We start from the raw sequence: 17,305 nt of genomic DNA on the forward strand, positions 1-17,305 counted from the left end.
ATCCGGCGCCGTGGAGCCGGAGGAGCAGGCGCTCTACCGGCGCGCCCGGGAGGGCGACCCGGAGGCCCGCCAGGAGCTGGCGGTCCGTCACCTGCCCCTGGTGCGCGAGGTGGCCTCCCGCTTCCGGCGGGGTGCCTTCGAGCAGGAGGAGCTGGTACAGGCTGCCACCGTAGGGCTCCTCAAGGCCCTCCACGGCTTCGACCCCGATCGCGGCTTCCGCTTCTCGACCTATGCGGTACCGGTCATCGCCGGCGAGGTACGGGCCCTCATCCGCCAGAACCAGGGCCTGCGCGCCGGCCGCCGCCTGGAGGAGCTGGGACGCCGGCTCCGTGCGGAACGGAGCCGCCTCACCCAGCTTCTGGAGCGCTCGCCCACCCTGGCCGAGCTGGCCGAGGCGGCGGGGGTGGAGACTGACGAGGCCTTTCAGGCGCTGGAGGCCCTCCGGGAACCCCTCTCCCTGGAGCAGCCGCTCGCGCCCGAGGATGAGCGGAGGCTCGAGGAACGCCTGGCCGCGAGCACCAGCGAGGAGGAGTGGGCCGAGCGCCTGGCGGTGGCCGAGGCGCTGGAGCGCCTGGACCCCCGGGAGCGGATCATCGTCCGCTTTCGCTTCTGGGAAGGCCAGAGCCAGAAGGAAGTGGCCGCCCACCTGGGGCTCTCTCAACCCCAGGTCTCGCGCCTGGAGCGCCGCGCGCTGGAGAGGTTGCGGGCCGAATGGCACGTCTAGGGGGCGACCGGATGGACCCGGCCGGGCTGCAGGACGCGCTGCTGGCCGACCTGCACGTGCACTCCAACGCCTCCGACGGGCGCCGGGAGCCCGCCCAGGTGGTGGAGGAGGCCCGCGCCTCAGGGCTCCGGGTGGTCGCCCTCACCGACCACGACACCGTGGCCGGCATCGCCGCGGCCCAGGAGGCGGGCCGGCGCATGGGGGTGGAGGTGATCCCGGGGCTGGAGGTCTCCGCCGCCTGGGCCGGGCACGAGGTTCACCTGCTGGGCTACTTCGTGGACGTGCACTCGCCGGCCCTCGCGCGGCACGTTGCCCTCTTCCAGCGCCAGCGGCGGCGCCGGGCGCGGCTCATGGTCAGCCGGCTCGCGGCCCTGGGATACCCGGTGGAGTGGGCCCGGGTGCGGGAGCTGGCGGGCTCGGGAAGCGTCGGGCGCCCCCACGTGGCCAGGGCGCTGCTGGAGAAAGGGTACGTGGGCCGCTTGAACCAGGCTTTCGACCAGTTCCTGGCCGAGGGGCGGCCGGCGTACGTCCCCCACGCGCGCCTCTCGGTGCGCGAAGGCATCCGCCTCATCGGCGCCGCCGGTGGGGTGGCCGTCCTGGCCCACCCCTACCTGGCCCAGGTGGACGGCCTGATCCCGCTCATGCGGGGGCAGGGCCTGGTGGGGCTCGAGGTCGCCCACCCGTCCCACGGGCCCTCGGAGCAGGAGCGCTACCTCCGCCTCGCCCGCCACCTGGGGCTCCTGCCCACGGGCGGCTCGGACGCCCACGGCAGCGCCGGCCCCCACGACCAGCCCGGACGGGTGCGCATTCCTCTGAGCTGGGTCGAGGACCTCCGGGCCAGGGCGGCCCCGTCGCCGCACGCCTGAGCGTGCCGACACCCGGCTCCCACGTCTAACACCCATTGCCAGAAGGGTTGCCGGGCTCCGCCCGGAACTCTCAGGGGACGACAGCCACCTGACCGAGGGGGGCCCGGCGGGCCCCGTCTCCCAGCTGCAGCCGTCGACGCACCACTCAACGCAGCCTTCGTCGCAGAAAGGGTGGCTCAACATGACCGACCGCGGGCAACGGGTCCGCTTGCGCCCCCTGCAACCCCAGGACCTGGACCACATCGTTCGCTGGACCAACGACCCCGAGATCCGCGAGCTCCTGGAGGGCGAGTACCCGGAGGAGCCCGACGAGGGCCGCCTGTGGTACCAGCGTGCATGCAGCGACCGCCGCAGCCGCCAGTTCATCATCGAGGCCCAGGATGGCACGGCCATCGGCGACATCGCCCTGGGCGAGATCAGCTGGCGGGCCAGGGAAGGGGAGCTCCGCATCCGCATCGGCGAGAAAGCCTACTGGGACCAGGGCTACGGCACCGAGGCCGTACGGGCGCTCCTGGCCTACGCCTTCGAGGAGCTCGGATTCCGCCGGGTTTACCTGCGCGTCTTCACCTCCAACCGCCGCGCGATCCGGTGTTACGTCAAGAGCGGCTTCCTCCCCGAGGGGCGCTTGGTCCGCAAGGCTTCCGACGGGATGCCGAAGGAGATCCTGCTGATGACGGCTCGCCCCGATTCCCGAGGGCACCGCCTGCCGCAGACGTCCTGACGCTCCGGGCCAGGCCCAGCCGCAGCCTGCCACGGAGCTTCCCTCCGATCCGGCCCGCGTCGCGGGCGGGAAGCGAGCCCCAGCCCGCCGCCTCCACGCGGGCATCGAGGCCCAGCGATCGGGCGACCTCCCACTTGGCCCGCTCCACCGCCGCCGCCCAAGGCGACGGCTCTTTCCCGGAGCGGGCCACGACCTTCCGCGTCTCCTTCGCCCGGGTCACGGGACTCCCCCCTCGAGGCGTCCGCCGCGGTTCCCCGCGATTGGACCGGTCTCATCCCTCTCTTTCTCCCATTTCCGCCCACGGGCTGCCGCCAACAATTGGCGGATCTAGAAAGGAGTGGCTCGGCGCGCCGTCGAAGTACCCGGCTGGCTGAGGTGCCGAAGCGGAAGCCCAGGTGGAGGGCAGGCCTGCATCGTCCTCACGCGTGCGGGTGAACCGCGTGGTCCCGGGAAAGGCGGTTGTGTGCGATGGTGGACATCTTCATCCAGGGCGGACCGGTCATGATCCCTCTCGGGCTGCTTTCCCTCATCGGGTTTGCGGTCTTCCTCGAGCGCATCTGGTACCTCCGCCGGAACCGCGCCAACACCGACGAGCTTGTCGAGGAGGTCCACGTCGCGCTGGAACAGGAGCGGCTCCTGGAGGCGGTCCAGATCGCCAAGCGCCATCGGGGTCCGGTGGCGGCGGTCCTGTCGGTGGCCGTGGCCAACTTCGACCGCCCCTCGCGCGAGCTCAGGGAGCGCATCGAGCAGGCCGGGCAAGATGAGGTGTACAAGATGGAGCGACGGCTGGTCTGGCTCGAGACCATCGCGGCCATCGCCCCGCTGCTTGGGCTCCTGGGGACCGTCCTCGGCATCATCGACAGCTTTCAGATCCTGTCGGCGGCCCAGGGCGTGGGCGACCCGGCGGCCATCAGCTCCGGCATCGCGCAGGCCCTCATCACCACCGCAGCCGGGCTGATCATCGCGATCCCGACTCTCTTCGCCCACAACTGGTTGAGCAGCATCGTGGACCGCCGGGTGCAGGACATGAACCGGGCGGCGTCGGAGGTCGTCGAGATCCACAACCTCCGGGGGGTGGCCTGATTGATCACGCGGCGGCGCCGCCCCCGCACGGCGGTCAACATCGTCCCGTTGATCGACGTGATGTTCTTCCTGGTGGTCTTCTTCATGCTTTTCACCACCTTCCGCACCGAACCGGCGGGGCTGGACGTCCAGCTGCCGAGGGCGGCCACGGCGCGCCAGAACGTACCCTCGGAGCTGGTGGTGACCGTTCGCGAGGACGGCCGCTTCTACCTGGGCGGCCGCGCCGTCACCTCCGCCGAGCTCCAGCAGGAGATCCGCCGCGCCCTGGCGGACCGGCCCGATCTGCTGGTGATCATCCGGGGTGACCGCCGGGCCCGGTACGAGCAGGTGGTGCGTGCCATCGACGACGTCCGCTCGGTGGGCGGCTACCGCCTCGCGCTGGCCGTTCGCACCGACACGTAGGACAGGCTGGCCGGTTCCCGGAAGACAGGGCGCCGCCGGCTGCACGGGCACGGCTCGGCAGGGCAGGGGGGAGACGACCGTGGGACGTGAACCGGACAGCTCGCCGATGGGCACCTTCCTGCTCATCTCCGCGTTGCTCCACGTGGTGGTGCTCCTCTTCGCGCCCCAGTGGGCCAACCGGGCGGGCGCCCAGCTCCCGTCGCTGCTGAGCGGGGGCGTGGTCCAGGTGGTACGTGTGGACGAGCCCACGGCCGCGCAGCGGACCACGCCGCAGCCCGTCCAGCCCGAGCGGAAGCCCCCGCCTGCGCCCCCGAAGCCGGAACCGAAGCCCGCCACCGCGCCGGAACCGAAGCCGACGCCGGCCGACCGTGCCGAACAGGAGGCGCCCCCGGAGCCAGCCATCCAGGCTCCGGCCCAGGCCAGGCCAGCCGACCGGCCGCTCACCAGCACGCAGGGCCAGGAGCCCGCGCCCGAGGCGCGCAAGCCGCAGCCCGCCCCCAAGCCGGAGCCGAAACCGGCCCCCCAGCCCTCGCCCAAGGAGCCGCCGGCGGACCAGGCCGCCCCCGAGCAGGACGGCGCGGCGGCCAGTACGGAGCCGGCCTCGGAGCCGGTCCCCGAGGATCCGGGACCCCCGCGCCTGCCGCCGCTGGGCGAGCCCGGATCGCTCCTCACCCTGGGCGGCACCGCCCTGGGCTACCCGAAGAACGCGGAGAACCAGGGCCTGGAGGGAGAGGTGCAGCTCCGCCTCGAGCTGGACGCCAACGGCCAGGTCCAGCGGGTGGTATTGCTCGAGCCCTCTGGCCACAAGGTTCTGGATGACTACGCAGTACGAGGGGTGGAGTACCGGGTGCGGACCGGCCAGCTTCACGCCACGCGCCAGGCGGCGCCGTACGCCGTTCGTATCCGGGTTTCCTTCCGCCGAGACGGCGGCGCGTTCGTGGGCCAGTTGGAACCCGTAGGATCCGCGGAGTACCTCCAGGAGAGATGATGCTGATGCAGCGCCGATCGCAGACCCGCCTCCTCGCGGCGCCGCTGGTGCTGGCCCTGAGCCTGTGCCTGGCGGCGGCGCCTGCCGCCCTCGGCCAGGAGAAGGCCGCCGGGGGCGGCAGCTCCGAGCTGGTCACCGTGGCCAACGAGTACGTGGAGATCCTGGTGAACGCGGGCCGCAACGACACGGGCCGCTTCGCCGTCTACACGACCGGCGGCGACCCCGACCGCCCCGAGGACGATCAGAAGCCGCTCATCTACGGGACGCGGGACCCGGGTCCCTGGACCAGCTACACCACGGTTCAGATCGACGGGGTGAGTTGGGTCTTCGGGGGGCCCGCCCAGCGGCGGGCCGGCCGGAGCGCCAACTACGGCACCGCGGTCCGCCTGCCCGAGCGAGAGGGCGACGCGGTGGTGGCCGCCTGGAACCTGGGACCCCTGGAGGTGACCCAGACCCTCAGCTTCGCCCGGAGCCTCACCACGGGCCTGATGGACACGGTGCGGATCGCCTACCACGTCGAGAACACCGACAGCCGCCCGCACCGAGTGGGCCTCAGGATCATGCTGGACACCATGCTGGGCGAGAACGACGGGGCGCCCTTCCGGGTGGCCGAGCGGGCCATCACCACCGACACCCCTCTGGTGGGCGCCGAGATCCCCGAGTTCTGGCAAGCCTTCGACGACCTGGGCAACCCGCAGGTGATGGCCCAGGGCACCCTCCGACACCCGGGGGAGGCGCCGCCCGAGCGCGTCTACATGAGCAACTGGGGAAGCCTGGCCGACGGGGCGTGGAGCTTCGACTTCCAAGCGGGTCGTGACTTCACCCGCAAGGGCGAGTTCGACCTGGACTCGGCCATCGCCCTCTTCTGGGACCCGAAGGAGCTGGCCGCGGGCGAGGGCCGTGACTACGTGACCTACTACGGGCTGGGTGGCATCGACATCGCGCCCGGGCAGCTCTCGCTGGGCCTGACCTCGGCCAAGGAGATCGAGGGGTCCCAGGATCAGCCCCGGCCGTTCACGGTGGTCGCTTACGTTCAGAACACGGGCGCGGGCGACGCGCTCAACGTCGTCGCGGAGTTGATCCCGCCCAGGGAGTTCCAGGTGGTGGGGGGCGAGGCCGAGGCCCGCCGCAGCCTGGGGAACCTCCCATCGGGCGGCACCGGGCAGGTCCGGTGGGAACTGGAGGTGCCGCCGGGCACCGTGGGGACCTTTACGTACCGGGTTCGGGTGAGCGCCACCAACGCCGAGTCCAACGAGGGGAGCCGCGGGGTGGAGGTGCTTGCCCCGGCTCGCCTGCAGGTGCAGGTGGACGCCCTCCAGCGGCTCGGGCAGGCCGACGGCGGGGGCTACGACCCCGGACGGTTCCAGGTGAAGGTGACGCTCCACAATGCGGGCGGCTCCTCGGCCGAGTGGGTGCTGGCGCGCCTCGCCCCCGCGGTGCAGGGCCAGCTCCGCCTGGTACCCGGCGACGCCGAACAGAGGCTCCTGCGGCGTCTGGGGCCGGGGGAGAGCCAGGAGCTCGTATGGGAGCTCCGGCCCACCGGCCAGTATGACGGCAACTTCTACTACAACGTCGCGGTGGGGGCGAGCAACACCGGAGAGCCCCAGCGGATTTCCCGGTCCATCCAGGTGCCGAGGCTGCAGGCGCGCCTCTGGCTGGAACCCGAGGCTCCTTCAGACGCGGAGCGGCCCTTCCGCGATGGGAACCTGGATGTCTACGTCCGTGCCATGAATCTGAGGAGCTTCTGGGGCGGCTCCGTGGTGATTCGGTACGATCCTGAGCGCCTACGGCTCCTGCGCGTCGAACCTGGGCGACTCTTGATCGAGGGGAGCGTGGGTCACTGGGGTGAGCCGGACATCTCGCAACCCGGCCGAGTGATCATCTCCGGAGACAGGGCCGGATGGTCCCCTCTGATTCTCGCCACGGATACCTTCGCCAGGCTTGAGTTCAAAGTCGTCGGGAGCGGGCCCACCACGCTAGCCCTCGAGAGCGTGGCGCTCTCGGCCGAGGCGGGCCAGCCCCCCCAGAGGGTGACCCCGTCCGCGGGCCTGGCGGTGCAAGAGGACGTGCAGGTGTGGTTGGCGGAACCGAAGACCGAAGAGCCCTGAGTTGGCTTTTTGCTTGCGAAAGGAAGTGGACACGGTGCAGCAGCATTCGCTCCATGGCCGGACCCGGGTCCGGGGCTGGGCCCGCAGGGCCGTTGCCTTGGCTCTCACCCTCCTGGTCCTGGCGCCCGCTCCCCTCTGGGCCCAGGAACAGACGATCCGCGATGTTCCCAGCGGGCACTGGGCGTACGAGGCCGTACGCCGCCTCATCGACGAGGGGTACCTCACCCTCTACGATGACCGGACCTTCCGGGGGGACCAGCCCGTCGACCGCTACACCTTCGCGGCCGCCATCGCGCGGATCCTGGATCAGGTCGGCTCCGGGGCCGCCACACCCTCCTCTTCGGACGTTCAGGTCCTCAAGGACCTGGCCACCGAGTTCCGCCAGGAGCTCCGGGACTGGTACCAGTCCGAGGAGACCCTGACCCAACGGATCCAGGCGGCCGAGAAGTCCGTGGCGGCCCTGGACGGCACCGTCGGGTCGGTCCTGGCCAAGGTGGACTCCCTGGAGCAGGCGGCGGCCCAACGGGACGCGAACCTGAAGGGGCTGGCCGACCAGGCCGGGCAGATCTCCCAGGACCTGGCCAAGCTCCGGGAGGACCTGGGTCTCCAGACGGGCACCCTGGACCAGCGTTTGGCCGAGTTCCAGAACCAGATCGAGGGCGACCTGGGGGTTCAGGGCATCAACCTGGGCCAGAACCTGGCGGACCTGTCGAGCCGGCTCAAGCAGACCTCCGAACGCCTCGCCCAGCAGGCCGACGTGGCCACCCAGCTCCAGGGCCAGGTGGACGAGCTCCAGAAGAGCCTGCAGCAGCAGCGTCAGGAGATGACGGGGGCGGACCGCCAGCTCCTCGCCGAGATCCGGGACCTGGCCAACCGCCTGGACGTGCTCCAGAGCACGCCGGGGACGGTGGCGGGCGTCCAGACCCGGCAGCTCCAGCTCGAGCGCCAGCTTGCCACCCTCCAGCGCGACTTCGACGCCTACCGCAGCAAGGCGGAGGAGGAGACCCGCACGCTGCGCACCACCAGCGTCGTGGGGGTGGCGGCGGCGCTGGTGGCGGTGGTGGCGGCCCTGGTCATCAAGTAGCCTACCTGGGCAGCCTAGCATGGAGCAGGGGAGGCGGGAGCGGTGCGAGCCTACCTGGACCACAGCGCCACGACGCCCCCGGACCCTGAGGTGATCGGGGCCATGGTGGAAGCCATGAGCCCCGAGGGGTTCGGGAATCCGTCGTCGCTGCACCGCCTGGGCGTGGAGGCCGAACGGAAGGTACGGAGGGCCCGGGAGCAGGTCGCCGCGCTGCTCGAGGCCGCGCCCGACGAGATCGTCTTCACCTCGGGCGGGACGGAGGCGAACAACCTGGCCGCCCAGGGCGGCGCCCGGGCTCGGGCCCGGCGCGGCCGCCACGTGCTCGTGAGCGCGGTGGAGCACCCCTCGGTGAGGGAGGCGGCTGGCCGCCTGGCCGACGAGGGCTTCCGGGTGGAGGAGGTCCCGGTGGACCGCGAGGGGAGGGTGCTGCCGGACCGGCTCGCCGAGCGGCTGCGGGACGACACCGTCCTGGTGAGCGTCATGCGCGTGAACAACGAGCTGGGCACCGTGCAACCGGTGGAGGAGCTGGTGCGGGTCGTCAAGGAGCGCTGCCCCGAGGCGCTCTTCCACGTGGACGCCATCCAGGCGGCCGGGCTCACCCGGGTCACCCCCCGCGCGTGGGGCTGCGACCTCCTCAGCGTCAGCGCCCACAAGCTGCACGGCCCCAAGGGGGTGGGGGCCCTCTGGATCCGCCCGGGGGTCCGCCTGATCCCCCTGGTACGGGGAGGGGGACAGGAACGGGATCTCCGGCCCGGTACCGAGAACGTTCCCGGGATCGTCGGCTTCGGCAGGGCCGCCGAGCTGGCCCTCTCCCGGCGGGGGGAGGCCCCCCGGGTGGCCCAGAGGCGGCGACGCCTGGAAGAAGGGATCCGCTCGCGCGTCCCCGGCGTCCGCCGGCTGGGTCCCGAGGAGGAGCATGCAGCCCCCCACATCCTCAACCTGGCCTTTGCGGGGCTCCGGGGCGAGGTCCTGGTCCATGGGCTGGAGGCAGAGGAAGTCTACGTCTCCACGGGCTCGGCCTGCTCGTCCCGCCACACCGGGCCGAGCCACGTGCTTGCGGCCCTGGGCGAGCCGCAGGAGGCGATCGAGGGAGCGATCCGCTTCAGCCTGTCGCCCCTGACCACCGAGGCCGAGGTGGACCAGGCCATCGACGCGGTGGCACGCACCGTCGCCGAGCTCCGGGCGATGATCGGGTGACGCCTCCGCCGGCCGTCCGAGGGGGAGCAGGGTGCGCGAGCTGATCCTGGTGCGCTACGGAGAGATCGGCCTGAAGGGGGAGAACCGCCCCCACTTCGAGCACCGGCTGGCCGCCAACCTGAGACGCGCGCTCGAGGATCTTCCGGACGCCCGGGTGGAGCGGGGCTACGGCCGGCTCTTCGTGGACCCTGCCTGCCGGACCGACGAGGCCCTGGCCCGGCTTCGACGGGTCTTCGGCGTGGTGGGGCTCCACCCTTCGGTGGAGACCCCCCTGGAGACGGAGGCCATCCTCGATGCCGCCCTCCGCCTGGTGCGCGGCGAACGGCGCCCGGCCCGCTTCAAGGTAGAGGCCCGCCGCTCCAACAAGGCCTTTCCGCTGGATTCCATCGAGCTCAATCGGAAGGTGGGCGCGCACCTGCTCGAACACCTGGACGGGCTGAGCGTGGACCTGCGCCACCCCGAGGTCCGCCTGCGGCTGGAGATTCGGGAGAGGCACGCCTACCTCTACGTCCGCGACGTTCCAGGGCCCGGTGGACTCCCGGTGGGGGTGGCCTCGCCGGCGCTCCTGCTCCTCTCGGGCGGCATCGACAGCCCTGTGGCGGGATGGTACACGATGAAGCGGGGCGTGCCCCTGTCGGCCGTCCACTTCCAGAGTCCTCCCTTCACCAGCCCCCGGGCGCTCCAGAAGGTACAGGATCTCTGCGACGTGCTGGCCGCCTGGGGCGGCCCGGTGAGGCTCCACACGGTGCCCTTCACCCGGATTCAGACCGCCATCCGCAAGCACGTTCCCCCGGAGCTGGGCATCACCGTCATGCGGCGCATGATGTTCCGCATCGCCGAGCGGCTCGCGGCCCGCGACGGGCTGGCCGCGCTGGTGACGGGGGAGAGCCTGGGACAGGTGGCCTCCCAGACCCTCGAAAGCCTGGCCGCGATCAACGACGTGGTGCGCCTCCCCGTTCTCCGGCCGTTGATCGGTCTGGACAAGTCCGAGATCATCGACCGCGCCCAGGCCATCGGAACCTATGCCATCTCGATCCGCCCCTACGAGGACTGCTGCACCCTCTTCGTCCCGGCCCACCCGGCCACCCATCCCGATCGCCTCCAGGCGGAGGCCGCCGAGGCCGCTCTCGCGGTCCAAGCGCTGGTGGGCGAAGCGGTGGCGGGCACCGAGGTGGAGGAGCGTCGCGCTCCCGGCGACGCCCGGCTGCCTTCCCGCTGAGCCTTCCTCATCCGGGAGCGCCTCCCTGCCCTTGGGCCGGGGCCCCGGTTCCGCCCATCTCCCCCGCAAGATGCCAAGGGAGCCTTGACAGAATGCCCCACGGTGGTAAACTGACCTCGTAGCCAGGATTGATTCTTTGTAGCGATAGCTTATCCATAGATAGGACCCGCGGAGGTGCCGGCATGATCCCCGATTCGGTCCGGGAGGAACGCCTGCAGGGGGAATGGAGTCCCACGTCCCGCCCGATTCGGGCGAGCCACCGGGTGCTCGCGCTGTGGCGCCGGTACCGCCTCTTCGCCGAGCCGGGGCTCACCCTGCTCCTGGCGCTCGCGGCCTGGGGGATTCCGGCAGAGTGGACCGGAGCCCGCGTCGCCCTCTACGCCGCGGCCTACCTGGCGGGCGGCCTGCGCAGTACCTGGCAGGCCGTGGACGCCCTGCGCCAGCGGGTGATCGACGTGGACCTGCTCATGGTCCTGGCCGCGCTGGGGGCGGCGGCCATCGGCCAGCAGGCCGAGGGGGCGAGCCTTCTCTTCCTTTTCTCCCTCAGCAACGCCCTGCAGGAGCACGCCGTGGATCGGACCCGGCGGGCCGTCGAGTCGCTGATGCGCCTCCGCCCGGAGAAGGCTAGCGTGGTGGACGAGCGCGGCACCGAGCGCGAGGTTCCCGTGGAGCACGTGCTCCCGGGCCAGTGGGTGGTCGTCCGTCCAGGCGAGCAGGTGCCCGTGGACGGTGAGGTGGTGGAGGGGCGTTCCAGCGTGGACCAGTCGACCATCACCGGCGAGTCGATCCCGGTGGAGAAGGGTCCGGGCGACGAGGTCTTCGCCTCCACCCTGAACCAGATGGGCACGCTCCGGGTGCGGGTGACCCGGCGCGCCTCGGAGACGGCCCTGGCCCGCATCGTCCGGCTGGTGGCCCGGGCTCAGGCCCAGAAGGCGCAAACCCAGCGCCGCATGGAACGCCTGGAGCAGCGCTACGCGTGGGCGGTGCTGGGGGTCACCGCCGTCGCCGCGGGCCTCCCCCTCGCGCTGGGCGTCCCCTTCCACGAGGCCTTCTACCGGGCCATGGTGCTGATGGTGGTCGCCTCACCCTGTGCGGTGGTGATGGCCTCGCCGCCGGCCTTCCTCTCCGCCATCGCCCGGGGGGCCCGCCTGGGCTTCCTGTTCAAGGGCGGGGTCTCGGTGGAGCGTGCCAGCGACGTGGAGATCGTGGCCTTCGACAAGACCGGCACCCTCACCACCGGCAAGCCCCGGGTAACGGACGTGGTTCCCACGGGGCCGGTGGATCGCCGGGAGCTCCTAGGTCTCGCCGCGGCGGTGGAGCGGAGCTCCGAGCACCCTCTGGCCGAGCCGCTGGTCCGGGCGGCCCGCGATCAGGGCCTTGAGCCCACGGCCCAGGAGGTCGAGGCCCTGCCCGGCCTGGGGGTCCGGGGTCGGGTGGGGGACCTTTGGGTGTGGGTCGGCTCGCCCAGGCTCTTCGAGCGGCTGGGGGCACCCCTCCAGGGCAGGCCCCTGGAAGAGCTCTCCGGGTTGGAGGGGCAGGGGAAGACGGTGATGGCCGTGGGGCGCGCGCCGGATATGGCCGCGTCGAGCGTGGACATCCTGGGCTTGCTGGCCGTCGTGGACGAGGTGAGGCCCGAGGCGGCCGAGGCGGTCCGGCGCCTGAGAGAGGCCGGCGTCCGGCAGGTGGTCATGCTCACGGGCGACAACCGGCGGGTGGCGGAGGCCATCGGGGCCCAGGTGGGCGTGGATGAGGTGCGGGCCGAGCTCTTGCCCGAGCAGAAGCAGCAGGTGATCGCGGCCCTCAAGGACCGGGGGCGGACGGCCATGGTGGGTGACGGCGTCAACGATGCGCCTGCGCTGGCCTCGGCCGACCTGGGCATCGCCATGGGCGCGGCCGGCACCGACGTGGCCCTGGAGTCGGCGGACCTGGTCCTCATGGGCGACCGGCTCCTCCACCTGCCCGAGGCCCTCCGGCTGAGCCGCTTCACCCTCGCCCGGGTGCGTCAGAACCTCTTCATCGCCTTTGGGGTCATCGGGGGGCTGGTGCTCCTCACCCTCAGCGCCGGCCTGCCGTTGGCCCTGGGCGTGCTGGGACACGAGGGGAGCACGGTGCTGGTGGCGCTGAACGGTCTGCGCCTCCTGGCCTGGCGGAGCCCGGCCTGACCGCTGGCACCGCCCCGCCCGGGCCCCGCGGTGGGGCCCGGACGGCGTCCCTCAACCGGGTGGGGATCCGCCCTGGGGACCGATTCCGGTGACGGGCCCGCTCCGCCCGGCCTCGGGCAGCGGCCGGATGGGCGGGGAGAAGCGGCGGGGCAGGCGGAGCCGGAAGCGGCTGCCCTGGCCCGGGGTGCTCTCGAGCTCGATCCGCCCGCCGTGGGCGGCCACCAGCTGGCGCGCGATGGCCAGCCCCAGGCCTGTCCCGGTCGATCCTTCCTCGGCGCCCCGTCCCCGGAAGAAGCGCTCGAAGACGAAGGGTTGCTCGTCGGGTTCGATACCGGGACCGGTGTCGACCACGTCCAGCCAGACCCAGGAGGCATCGCCTCCGCCCCGGAGGGTCACCCGGCCGCCCCCGGGCGTGTAGCGCAAGGCGTTCTCGAGCAGGTTCCCGGCGGCCTCGGAAACGGCTTCAGGGTCCGCCTCCACCAGACCCGAGGGCCGTGCGTCCACCTCCAGGTGGATCCCCGCCCGGGCCGCGGCCGGTGCCCACGCCCGGCCGAGATCGGCCACGAACGGTTCCCACGCGACCTGGCCGGGCGTGAGCCCCATCTCCATCCGGTCCGCCCGGCTGAGGCGGGAGAGCTCCTCGGCCAGGCGGTCGAGGCGGGAGACGGCGCGCTCCATCTCCTCCACGGCCTGATCCGGGGCCATCACCCGATCCCGCACCGCCTCCAGGTAGCCCCGGAGGATGGCCAGCGGGGTACGAAGCTGGTGGGCGACCTCGCCCTGGCCCTTGCGGCGCAGGTGCTCCAGCAGGTGGAGGCGCCGGCTCATGGCGTTGATCCCCCGGGCCAGCTCCCGTACCTCCCTGGGACCCGCTTCGGGGACGGGCTCGGGCAGCAGGTCCGGCAGGGCGTGGACCGCGGCACCCATGCGCTCGATGGGGCGCCCGACCACCCGTGCCCCCAGCAGGGCCGCCAGCGACGCCAGGGCCAGGCTGGCCACGGCCGCGGTCAGGATCGACCGATCCAACTCCTCCTTGAAGGCCACGTCCTGGGGCTGGAGCACGCCCCGAATCCCCACCGGGCGGACCTCCACTCGCCCGAGGCCGCCCGGCAACGCGCGGGCCACGGCGGCGCCTTCCACCGGTTCCAGGGGGAGCCCACGGGACCAGGGCCACCCGGCCCGCCCGGACCGGCCCATGCCCATGCCCATGCCGCCCCGCATGCCCATCTCGCCCACGGTCGCCCCCGTGTCGAGCCGCACGCGGCCCGCCGCATCCAGCCAGCGGATGCGGGTAGAGGTGACCCCGGCCAGATGCAGGAGGCTCATCTCGGAGGCGCCGCCTTGCTCGCGCGTGAGGAGGGCGACGACGGCATCGGCCGTAGCCTGGGCCTGCCCTTCCACCGCCTGGCTGCGGTAGCTCTGGAAGGCGCGCTCGAAGGCCACCCGGCTGCCGCCCCACACGAGCCCCAGGGCCAGGACGACGATCACGATGGAATAGAGGAGGAGCTGGCCGCGCAGGCCAGCCCTCCCCGAGAAGCGGTGCATGGGATCACCCCACCGGGGCGTGCTCTACGGAGCCCGGACCTACCACGCCGGACCCATCATACCCCAGCCGCCCATGCCCGGTCCACGGCCCGCCCCGTAGGAGCGGCCGCGGGCACCGAAGCCGCGGGCTCCCTGAGGGCCGTAGCCGGGGCAGCCGTAGGCGGCTCCGGGACCGGGGCCGGCCGGCGCCTGCTTCAACCACTCGATCCGCTGCTTCTGGTATTCCACGACCCGCGGGTCCACGAGCCCGAGCTCGGCCTGCTTCTCCAGGAGCTGGAGTTGGGCGTCCAGGATCTGGTTCCGGGCATTCTGGAGCTCAGCCTTCTGCTCGTCGTTCAGGCTGTTCCAGCGATCCCAGGCGTAGGGCGCCGGGAAGGCGGGCGACTGCTGAGTCTGCGGCGTTTCCGCCTGCTGGGCGTTCAGGGTCTGGGCGGCGCCGATGGCGAGACCCAGCACCAGTAGGAGCGCGCCGCCGATGGCGACGAGACGACGGGACATCGGTCTACCCCTCCTCGGTGAATGGTGGCGTTCGAGTCGCCCCGTTCGGGGGCGTCTGGAGGCGGGCGTCCGCCCGCTCTCCTCGCCTTCAGCATACCGGGGGCGAGCTTAAGGAAAGCTGAAGGTCGGCTGGAAGGGTATGGAAGGGCTGCCGGCGGGTGGTGGGCCCTCAGGGATCCAGCCGATAGCCGGTGCCGTGGACCGTCTTCAGGTACCGGGGGTGGGCGGGGTCCGGTTCGATCTTCTGGCGCAGGTGGCGCACGTGGACGTAGAGCGCGCTCGCGTCCGCCCAGCCGCTGAAGAGCGCCTGCTCCAACGATCGCCGGCCCACCGCCTCGCCCGCGTGCTCCAGCAGGACTTGCAGCAGTCGAAACTCGGTGGGGGTGAGCTCCAGCTCCCGCCCATCCACCCAGGCCCGGCGGGCGGCGGGATCCAAGCGGAAGGCGCCGATCTCCGGGGAGCGGGGCGGCGCCAGCCAGTCGCGGCGGGCCCGGCGGAGGAGCGCCTCCACCCGGGCCACCAGCTCCCGGGGCAAGAAGGGCTTGACCACGTAATCGTCGACGCCCAGCCGGAAGCCCTCCACCCGATCCTCCTCGCTCTCCTTCGCGGTGAGCATGAGGATGGGCACCTCGGACGCCTCGCGGATCCGGCGGCAGACCTCCTCGCCGCTGACGCGCGGCAGCATCCGGTCCAGCACGACCAGGTCGGGCTGCTCGCTCTTCCATAGGGCCAGCGCCTCGTCGCCCGCGAGCGCGGAAATCACCGTGTGCCCCGCCCGGACCAGGTAGGCCTCCACCAGACGCGCCAGGGGCCGGTCGTCCTCGACCAGCAGGATCTTGGCCATCCGTCACCGCCTCAGCACCTGGAAGGGAATGGCGTTCCATCCAGCGAAGTACCGTGCCAAGCCGCCGGGGGCATCGGTCGCTCGGCGGCCCGCTCCGGTACCAGGGTAGCCCATGAGAGGGCACGGGGGCAAGCCGGGTGCCGGACCGTCCGTGGATTCAGGGTACGAACCTCATCACGGGAAAGGAGCGAACGCGATGCACCGACCCCGCACGCTGGGCGCCCTGCTCGCCCTCGTCCTCCTCTTCGGCGCCGCGGCGGGTGCACAGCAGCCGCTGGTGCTGGGCACCACCGACAACCCGCCCACCCTGGAGCCCACCGAGTCCTACGACTTTCCGGGCTGGTGGATCATCGCCCACACCCACGACGGCCTTCTGCAGTTGAACCCCCATACCGAAGCGCTGGAGCCGGCGCTGGCCACCTCGTGGGAGATCTCGGACGACGGCCTGGTCTACACCTTCCACCTGCGCGAGGGCGTCACCTTCACCGACGGGACCCCCTTCAACGCGGAGGCGGTCAAGTTCTCCTTCGAGCGGGCGCTGAAGCTGAACGGTGACCCCGTCTTCCTCATCGGCGACATCCAGAAGGTCGAGGCCTTGGATGAAACCACCGCCCGCATCACCCTGGGGCATCCGGACGCCACCTTCCTGGGCAAGCTCGCCTTCGACGCGCCGGCCTTCATCGTGAGTCCCACCTCCTACACGGCCGAGACGGTGGATGAGACCGAGAAGGTGACGGCAGTCCAGGGGACCATCGGCACCGGTCCCTACCGGCTCGCCCAGTACCGGCCCGACGAGATCGCGGTCCTGGAGGCCTACGAAGGGTACTGGGGCCCGAAGCCGCCCATCCAGCAGGTGATCGTCCAGTACTTCCCCGACGCCTCCAGCCTGGCCCTGGCCATGCGGTCGGGCTCGTTGGACGTGGCGTGGCGGAGCCTCAACGCCGAGGACCTCACCGCCTTCCGGCGCGACCCCAGGGTCCAGGTGATCGAGGGTGAGGGCGGCCTGAGCCTGCGCTACATCGTCTTCGACGTCACCTTCAAACCCTTCGACGACGCTCGCGTGCGGCAGGCCATCGCGCACGCGGTCGATCGCGATGCCATCATCCAGCAGGCCTTCGGCGGTTTCAACCGGCCCGCCTACTCGATGGTGCCTATCGGGCTTCCCTTCCGGCTGGAGACCTATCCCCACCGGAACCTGGAGGAGGCCCGCACGCTGCTGGCCCAGGCTGGCTACACTCAGGCCGAGCCGCTCTCCATCAACCTGTGGTTCGACGCGTCGGGACACTACACCGACCGCGAGGCCGACGTGGCCGCGGTGCTCAAGGCGAGCCTGGAGGAGACAGGCGTGATCCAGGTCCAGCTCCAGCCGCTGGAGTGGGGGACCATGGTGGACAAGTTCACCTCGGGCGAGCTGGGCTTCTTCCTCCTGGGCTGGTATCCGGACTACCTGGACCCCGACAACTACATCGACCCCTGGTACTCCACTGCGGGCGGCAAGAGCCTAGGGACCTTCTACAGCAACGAGGAGGTGGACCGGCTCCTGGTCCTGGGTCGCTCTTTCGTGGACGACGCCCGCCGCGGCCAGATCTACCGGCAGCTGCAGCGGATCCAGTTCCGGGACGCGGCGACCATCCCGCTCTGGTACAACACCCTGGAGCACTTCGCCGTGGCCAAGCCGAACGTGAAGAACCTGCTCCTTCCGGCCGACATGCGGCTTCCGCTCTGGCTGGTGGAGAAGGAGTGATCTGAAGGACCCCCCGGATCCGGCTGCGCCCGCTCGCCCTTGGGCGGGCGCGGCGCCGCCTCACGGGTGGGTCCGGTGCGACCGGCACCGGGCGGCGGGACACCTCGCGCCGCCCGGTGC

General features: G+C 71.9%; 15 protein-coding genes and 1 pseudogene. 12 read left to right on the plus strand and 4 right to left on the minus strand.

Going from position 1 to position 17,305, the window contains the following annotated elements; all coding sequences use genetic code 11:
• The first annotated feature begins 10 nt into the window (after nt 1-10).
• The 3 genes from LIP_RS07935 to LIP_RS07945 all read left to right on the plus strand — a co-directional run bounded on the left by LIP_RS07935 (nt 11) and on the right by LIP_RS07945 (nt 2,311).
• On the plus strand, nt 11-724 hold the full coding sequence (locus tag LIP_RS07935; protein WP_158509599.1) for a sigma-70 family RNA polymerase sigma factor: 714 nt from the start codon (nt 11-13) through the stop codon (nt 722-724).
• Nucleotides 725-735: 11 nt separating this feature from the next.
• Nucleotides 736-1,590, plus strand: coding sequence for a PHP domain-containing protein (locus tag LIP_RS07940; protein ID WP_068136567.1), 855 nt, complete (start codon nt 736-738; stop codon nt 1,588-1,590).
• A 181-nt stretch (nt 1,591-1,771) separates the two neighbouring features.
• Entirely contained in the window at nt 1,772-2,311 is a 540-nt protein-coding gene (locus tag LIP_RS07945; RefSeq protein WP_068136570.1) for a GNAT family N-acetyltransferase, read from the plus strand.
• Between the two features lie 46 nt (nt 2,312-2,357).
• Here the strand turns inward: LIP_RS07945 and LIP_RS20495 are convergent.
• Nucleotides 2,358-2,531, minus strand: a pseudogene (locus LIP_RS20495) (benzoate transporter); the annotation flags it as partial.
• A 248-nt stretch (nt 2,532-2,779) separates the two neighbouring features.
• Here LIP_RS20495 and LIP_RS07950 point away from each other — a divergent pair.
• The 8 genes from LIP_RS07950 to LIP_RS07985 all read left to right on the plus strand — a co-directional run bounded on the left by LIP_RS07950 (nt 2,780) and on the right by LIP_RS07985 (nt 12,554).
• Entirely contained in the window at nt 2,780-3,394 is a 615-nt protein-coding gene (locus tag LIP_RS07950) for a MotA/TolQ/ExbB proton channel family protein (protein WP_068136575.1), read from the plus strand.
• Nucleotides 3,395-3,796 carry an ExbD/TolR family protein gene (locus LIP_RS07955; RefSeq protein WP_068136577.1) on the plus strand — a complete coding sequence of 134 codons (402 nt, stop codon included), beginning with the start codon at nt 3,395-3,397 and terminating at the stop codon, nt 3,794-3,796.
• A gap of 79 nt (nt 3,797-3,875) precedes the next feature.
• A complete protein-coding gene (locus LIP_RS07960) occupies nt 3,876-4,784 on the plus strand; it encodes an energy transducer TonB (protein WP_144440388.1) in 909 nt (302 codons plus the stop codon).
• 5 nt (nt 4,785-4,789) lie between these two features.
• Nucleotides 4,790-6,892, plus strand: a complete 2,103-nt coding sequence (locus LIP_RS07965; RefSeq protein ID WP_144440389.1) for a hypothetical protein — start codon at nt 4,790-4,792, stop codon at nt 6,890-6,892.
• A gap of 34 nt (nt 6,893-6,926) precedes the next feature.
• Entirely contained in the window at nt 6,927-7,976 is a 1,050-nt protein-coding gene (locus tag LIP_RS20010; protein ID WP_068136582.1) for an S-layer homology domain-containing protein, read from the plus strand.
• A gap of 42 nt (nt 7,977-8,018) precedes the next feature.
• Complete coding sequence (locus LIP_RS07975) at nt 8,019-9,173, plus strand: cysteine desulfurase family protein (protein ID WP_068136586.1); 1,155 nt, start codon at nt 8,019-8,021, stop codon at nt 9,171-9,173.
• Between the two features lie 31 nt (nt 9,174-9,204).
• Nucleotides 9,205-10,392, plus strand: a complete 1,188-nt coding sequence (gene thiI, locus LIP_RS07980) for a tRNA uracil 4-sulfurtransferase ThiI (RefSeq protein WP_068136595.1) — start codon at nt 9,205-9,207, stop codon at nt 10,390-10,392.
• A gap of 182 nt (nt 10,393-10,574) precedes the next feature.
• A complete protein-coding gene (locus LIP_RS07985; RefSeq protein WP_068136597.1) occupies nt 10,575-12,554 on the plus strand; it encodes a heavy metal translocating P-type ATPase in 1,980 nt (659 codons plus the stop codon).
• Nucleotides 12,555-12,605: 51 nt separating this feature from the next.
• Here LIP_RS07985 and LIP_RS07990 read toward each other — a convergent pair whose 3' ends face one another.
• The 3 genes from LIP_RS07990 to LIP_RS08000 all read right to left on the minus strand — a co-directional run bounded on the left by LIP_RS07990 (nt 12,606) and on the right by LIP_RS08000 (nt 15,441).
• Complete coding sequence (locus LIP_RS07990; protein WP_068136601.1) at nt 12,606-14,099, minus strand: sensor histidine kinase; 1,494 nt, start codon at nt 14,097-14,099, stop codon at nt 12,606-12,608.
• A 39-nt stretch (nt 14,100-14,138) separates the two neighbouring features.
• Nucleotides 14,139-14,597, minus strand: a complete 459-nt coding sequence (locus LIP_RS07995; protein WP_068136606.1) for a hypothetical protein — start codon at nt 14,595-14,597, stop codon at nt 14,139-14,141.
• Nucleotides 14,598-14,766: 169 nt separating this feature from the next.
• Nucleotides 14,767-15,441, minus strand: a complete 675-nt coding sequence (locus tag LIP_RS08000) for a response regulator transcription factor (RefSeq protein ID WP_068136612.1) — start codon at nt 15,439-15,441, stop codon at nt 14,767-14,769.
• A 196-nt stretch (nt 15,442-15,637) separates the two neighbouring features.
• On the opposite strand from LIP_RS08000, the gene LIP_RS08005 reads away from it, so the two are divergent.
• Nucleotides 15,638-17,185, plus strand: coding sequence for an ABC transporter substrate-binding protein (locus tag LIP_RS08005; protein WP_068136615.1), 1,548 nt, complete (start codon nt 15,638-15,640; stop codon nt 17,183-17,185).
• The last annotated feature ends 120 nt before the right edge of the window (nt 17,186-17,305 follow it).

It is taken from the genome of Limnochorda pilosa (assembly GCF_001544015.1).
In the GTDB taxonomy this organism is placed as follows: domain Bacteria; phylum Bacillota; class Limnochordia; order Limnochordales; family Limnochordaceae; genus Limnochorda; species Limnochorda pilosa.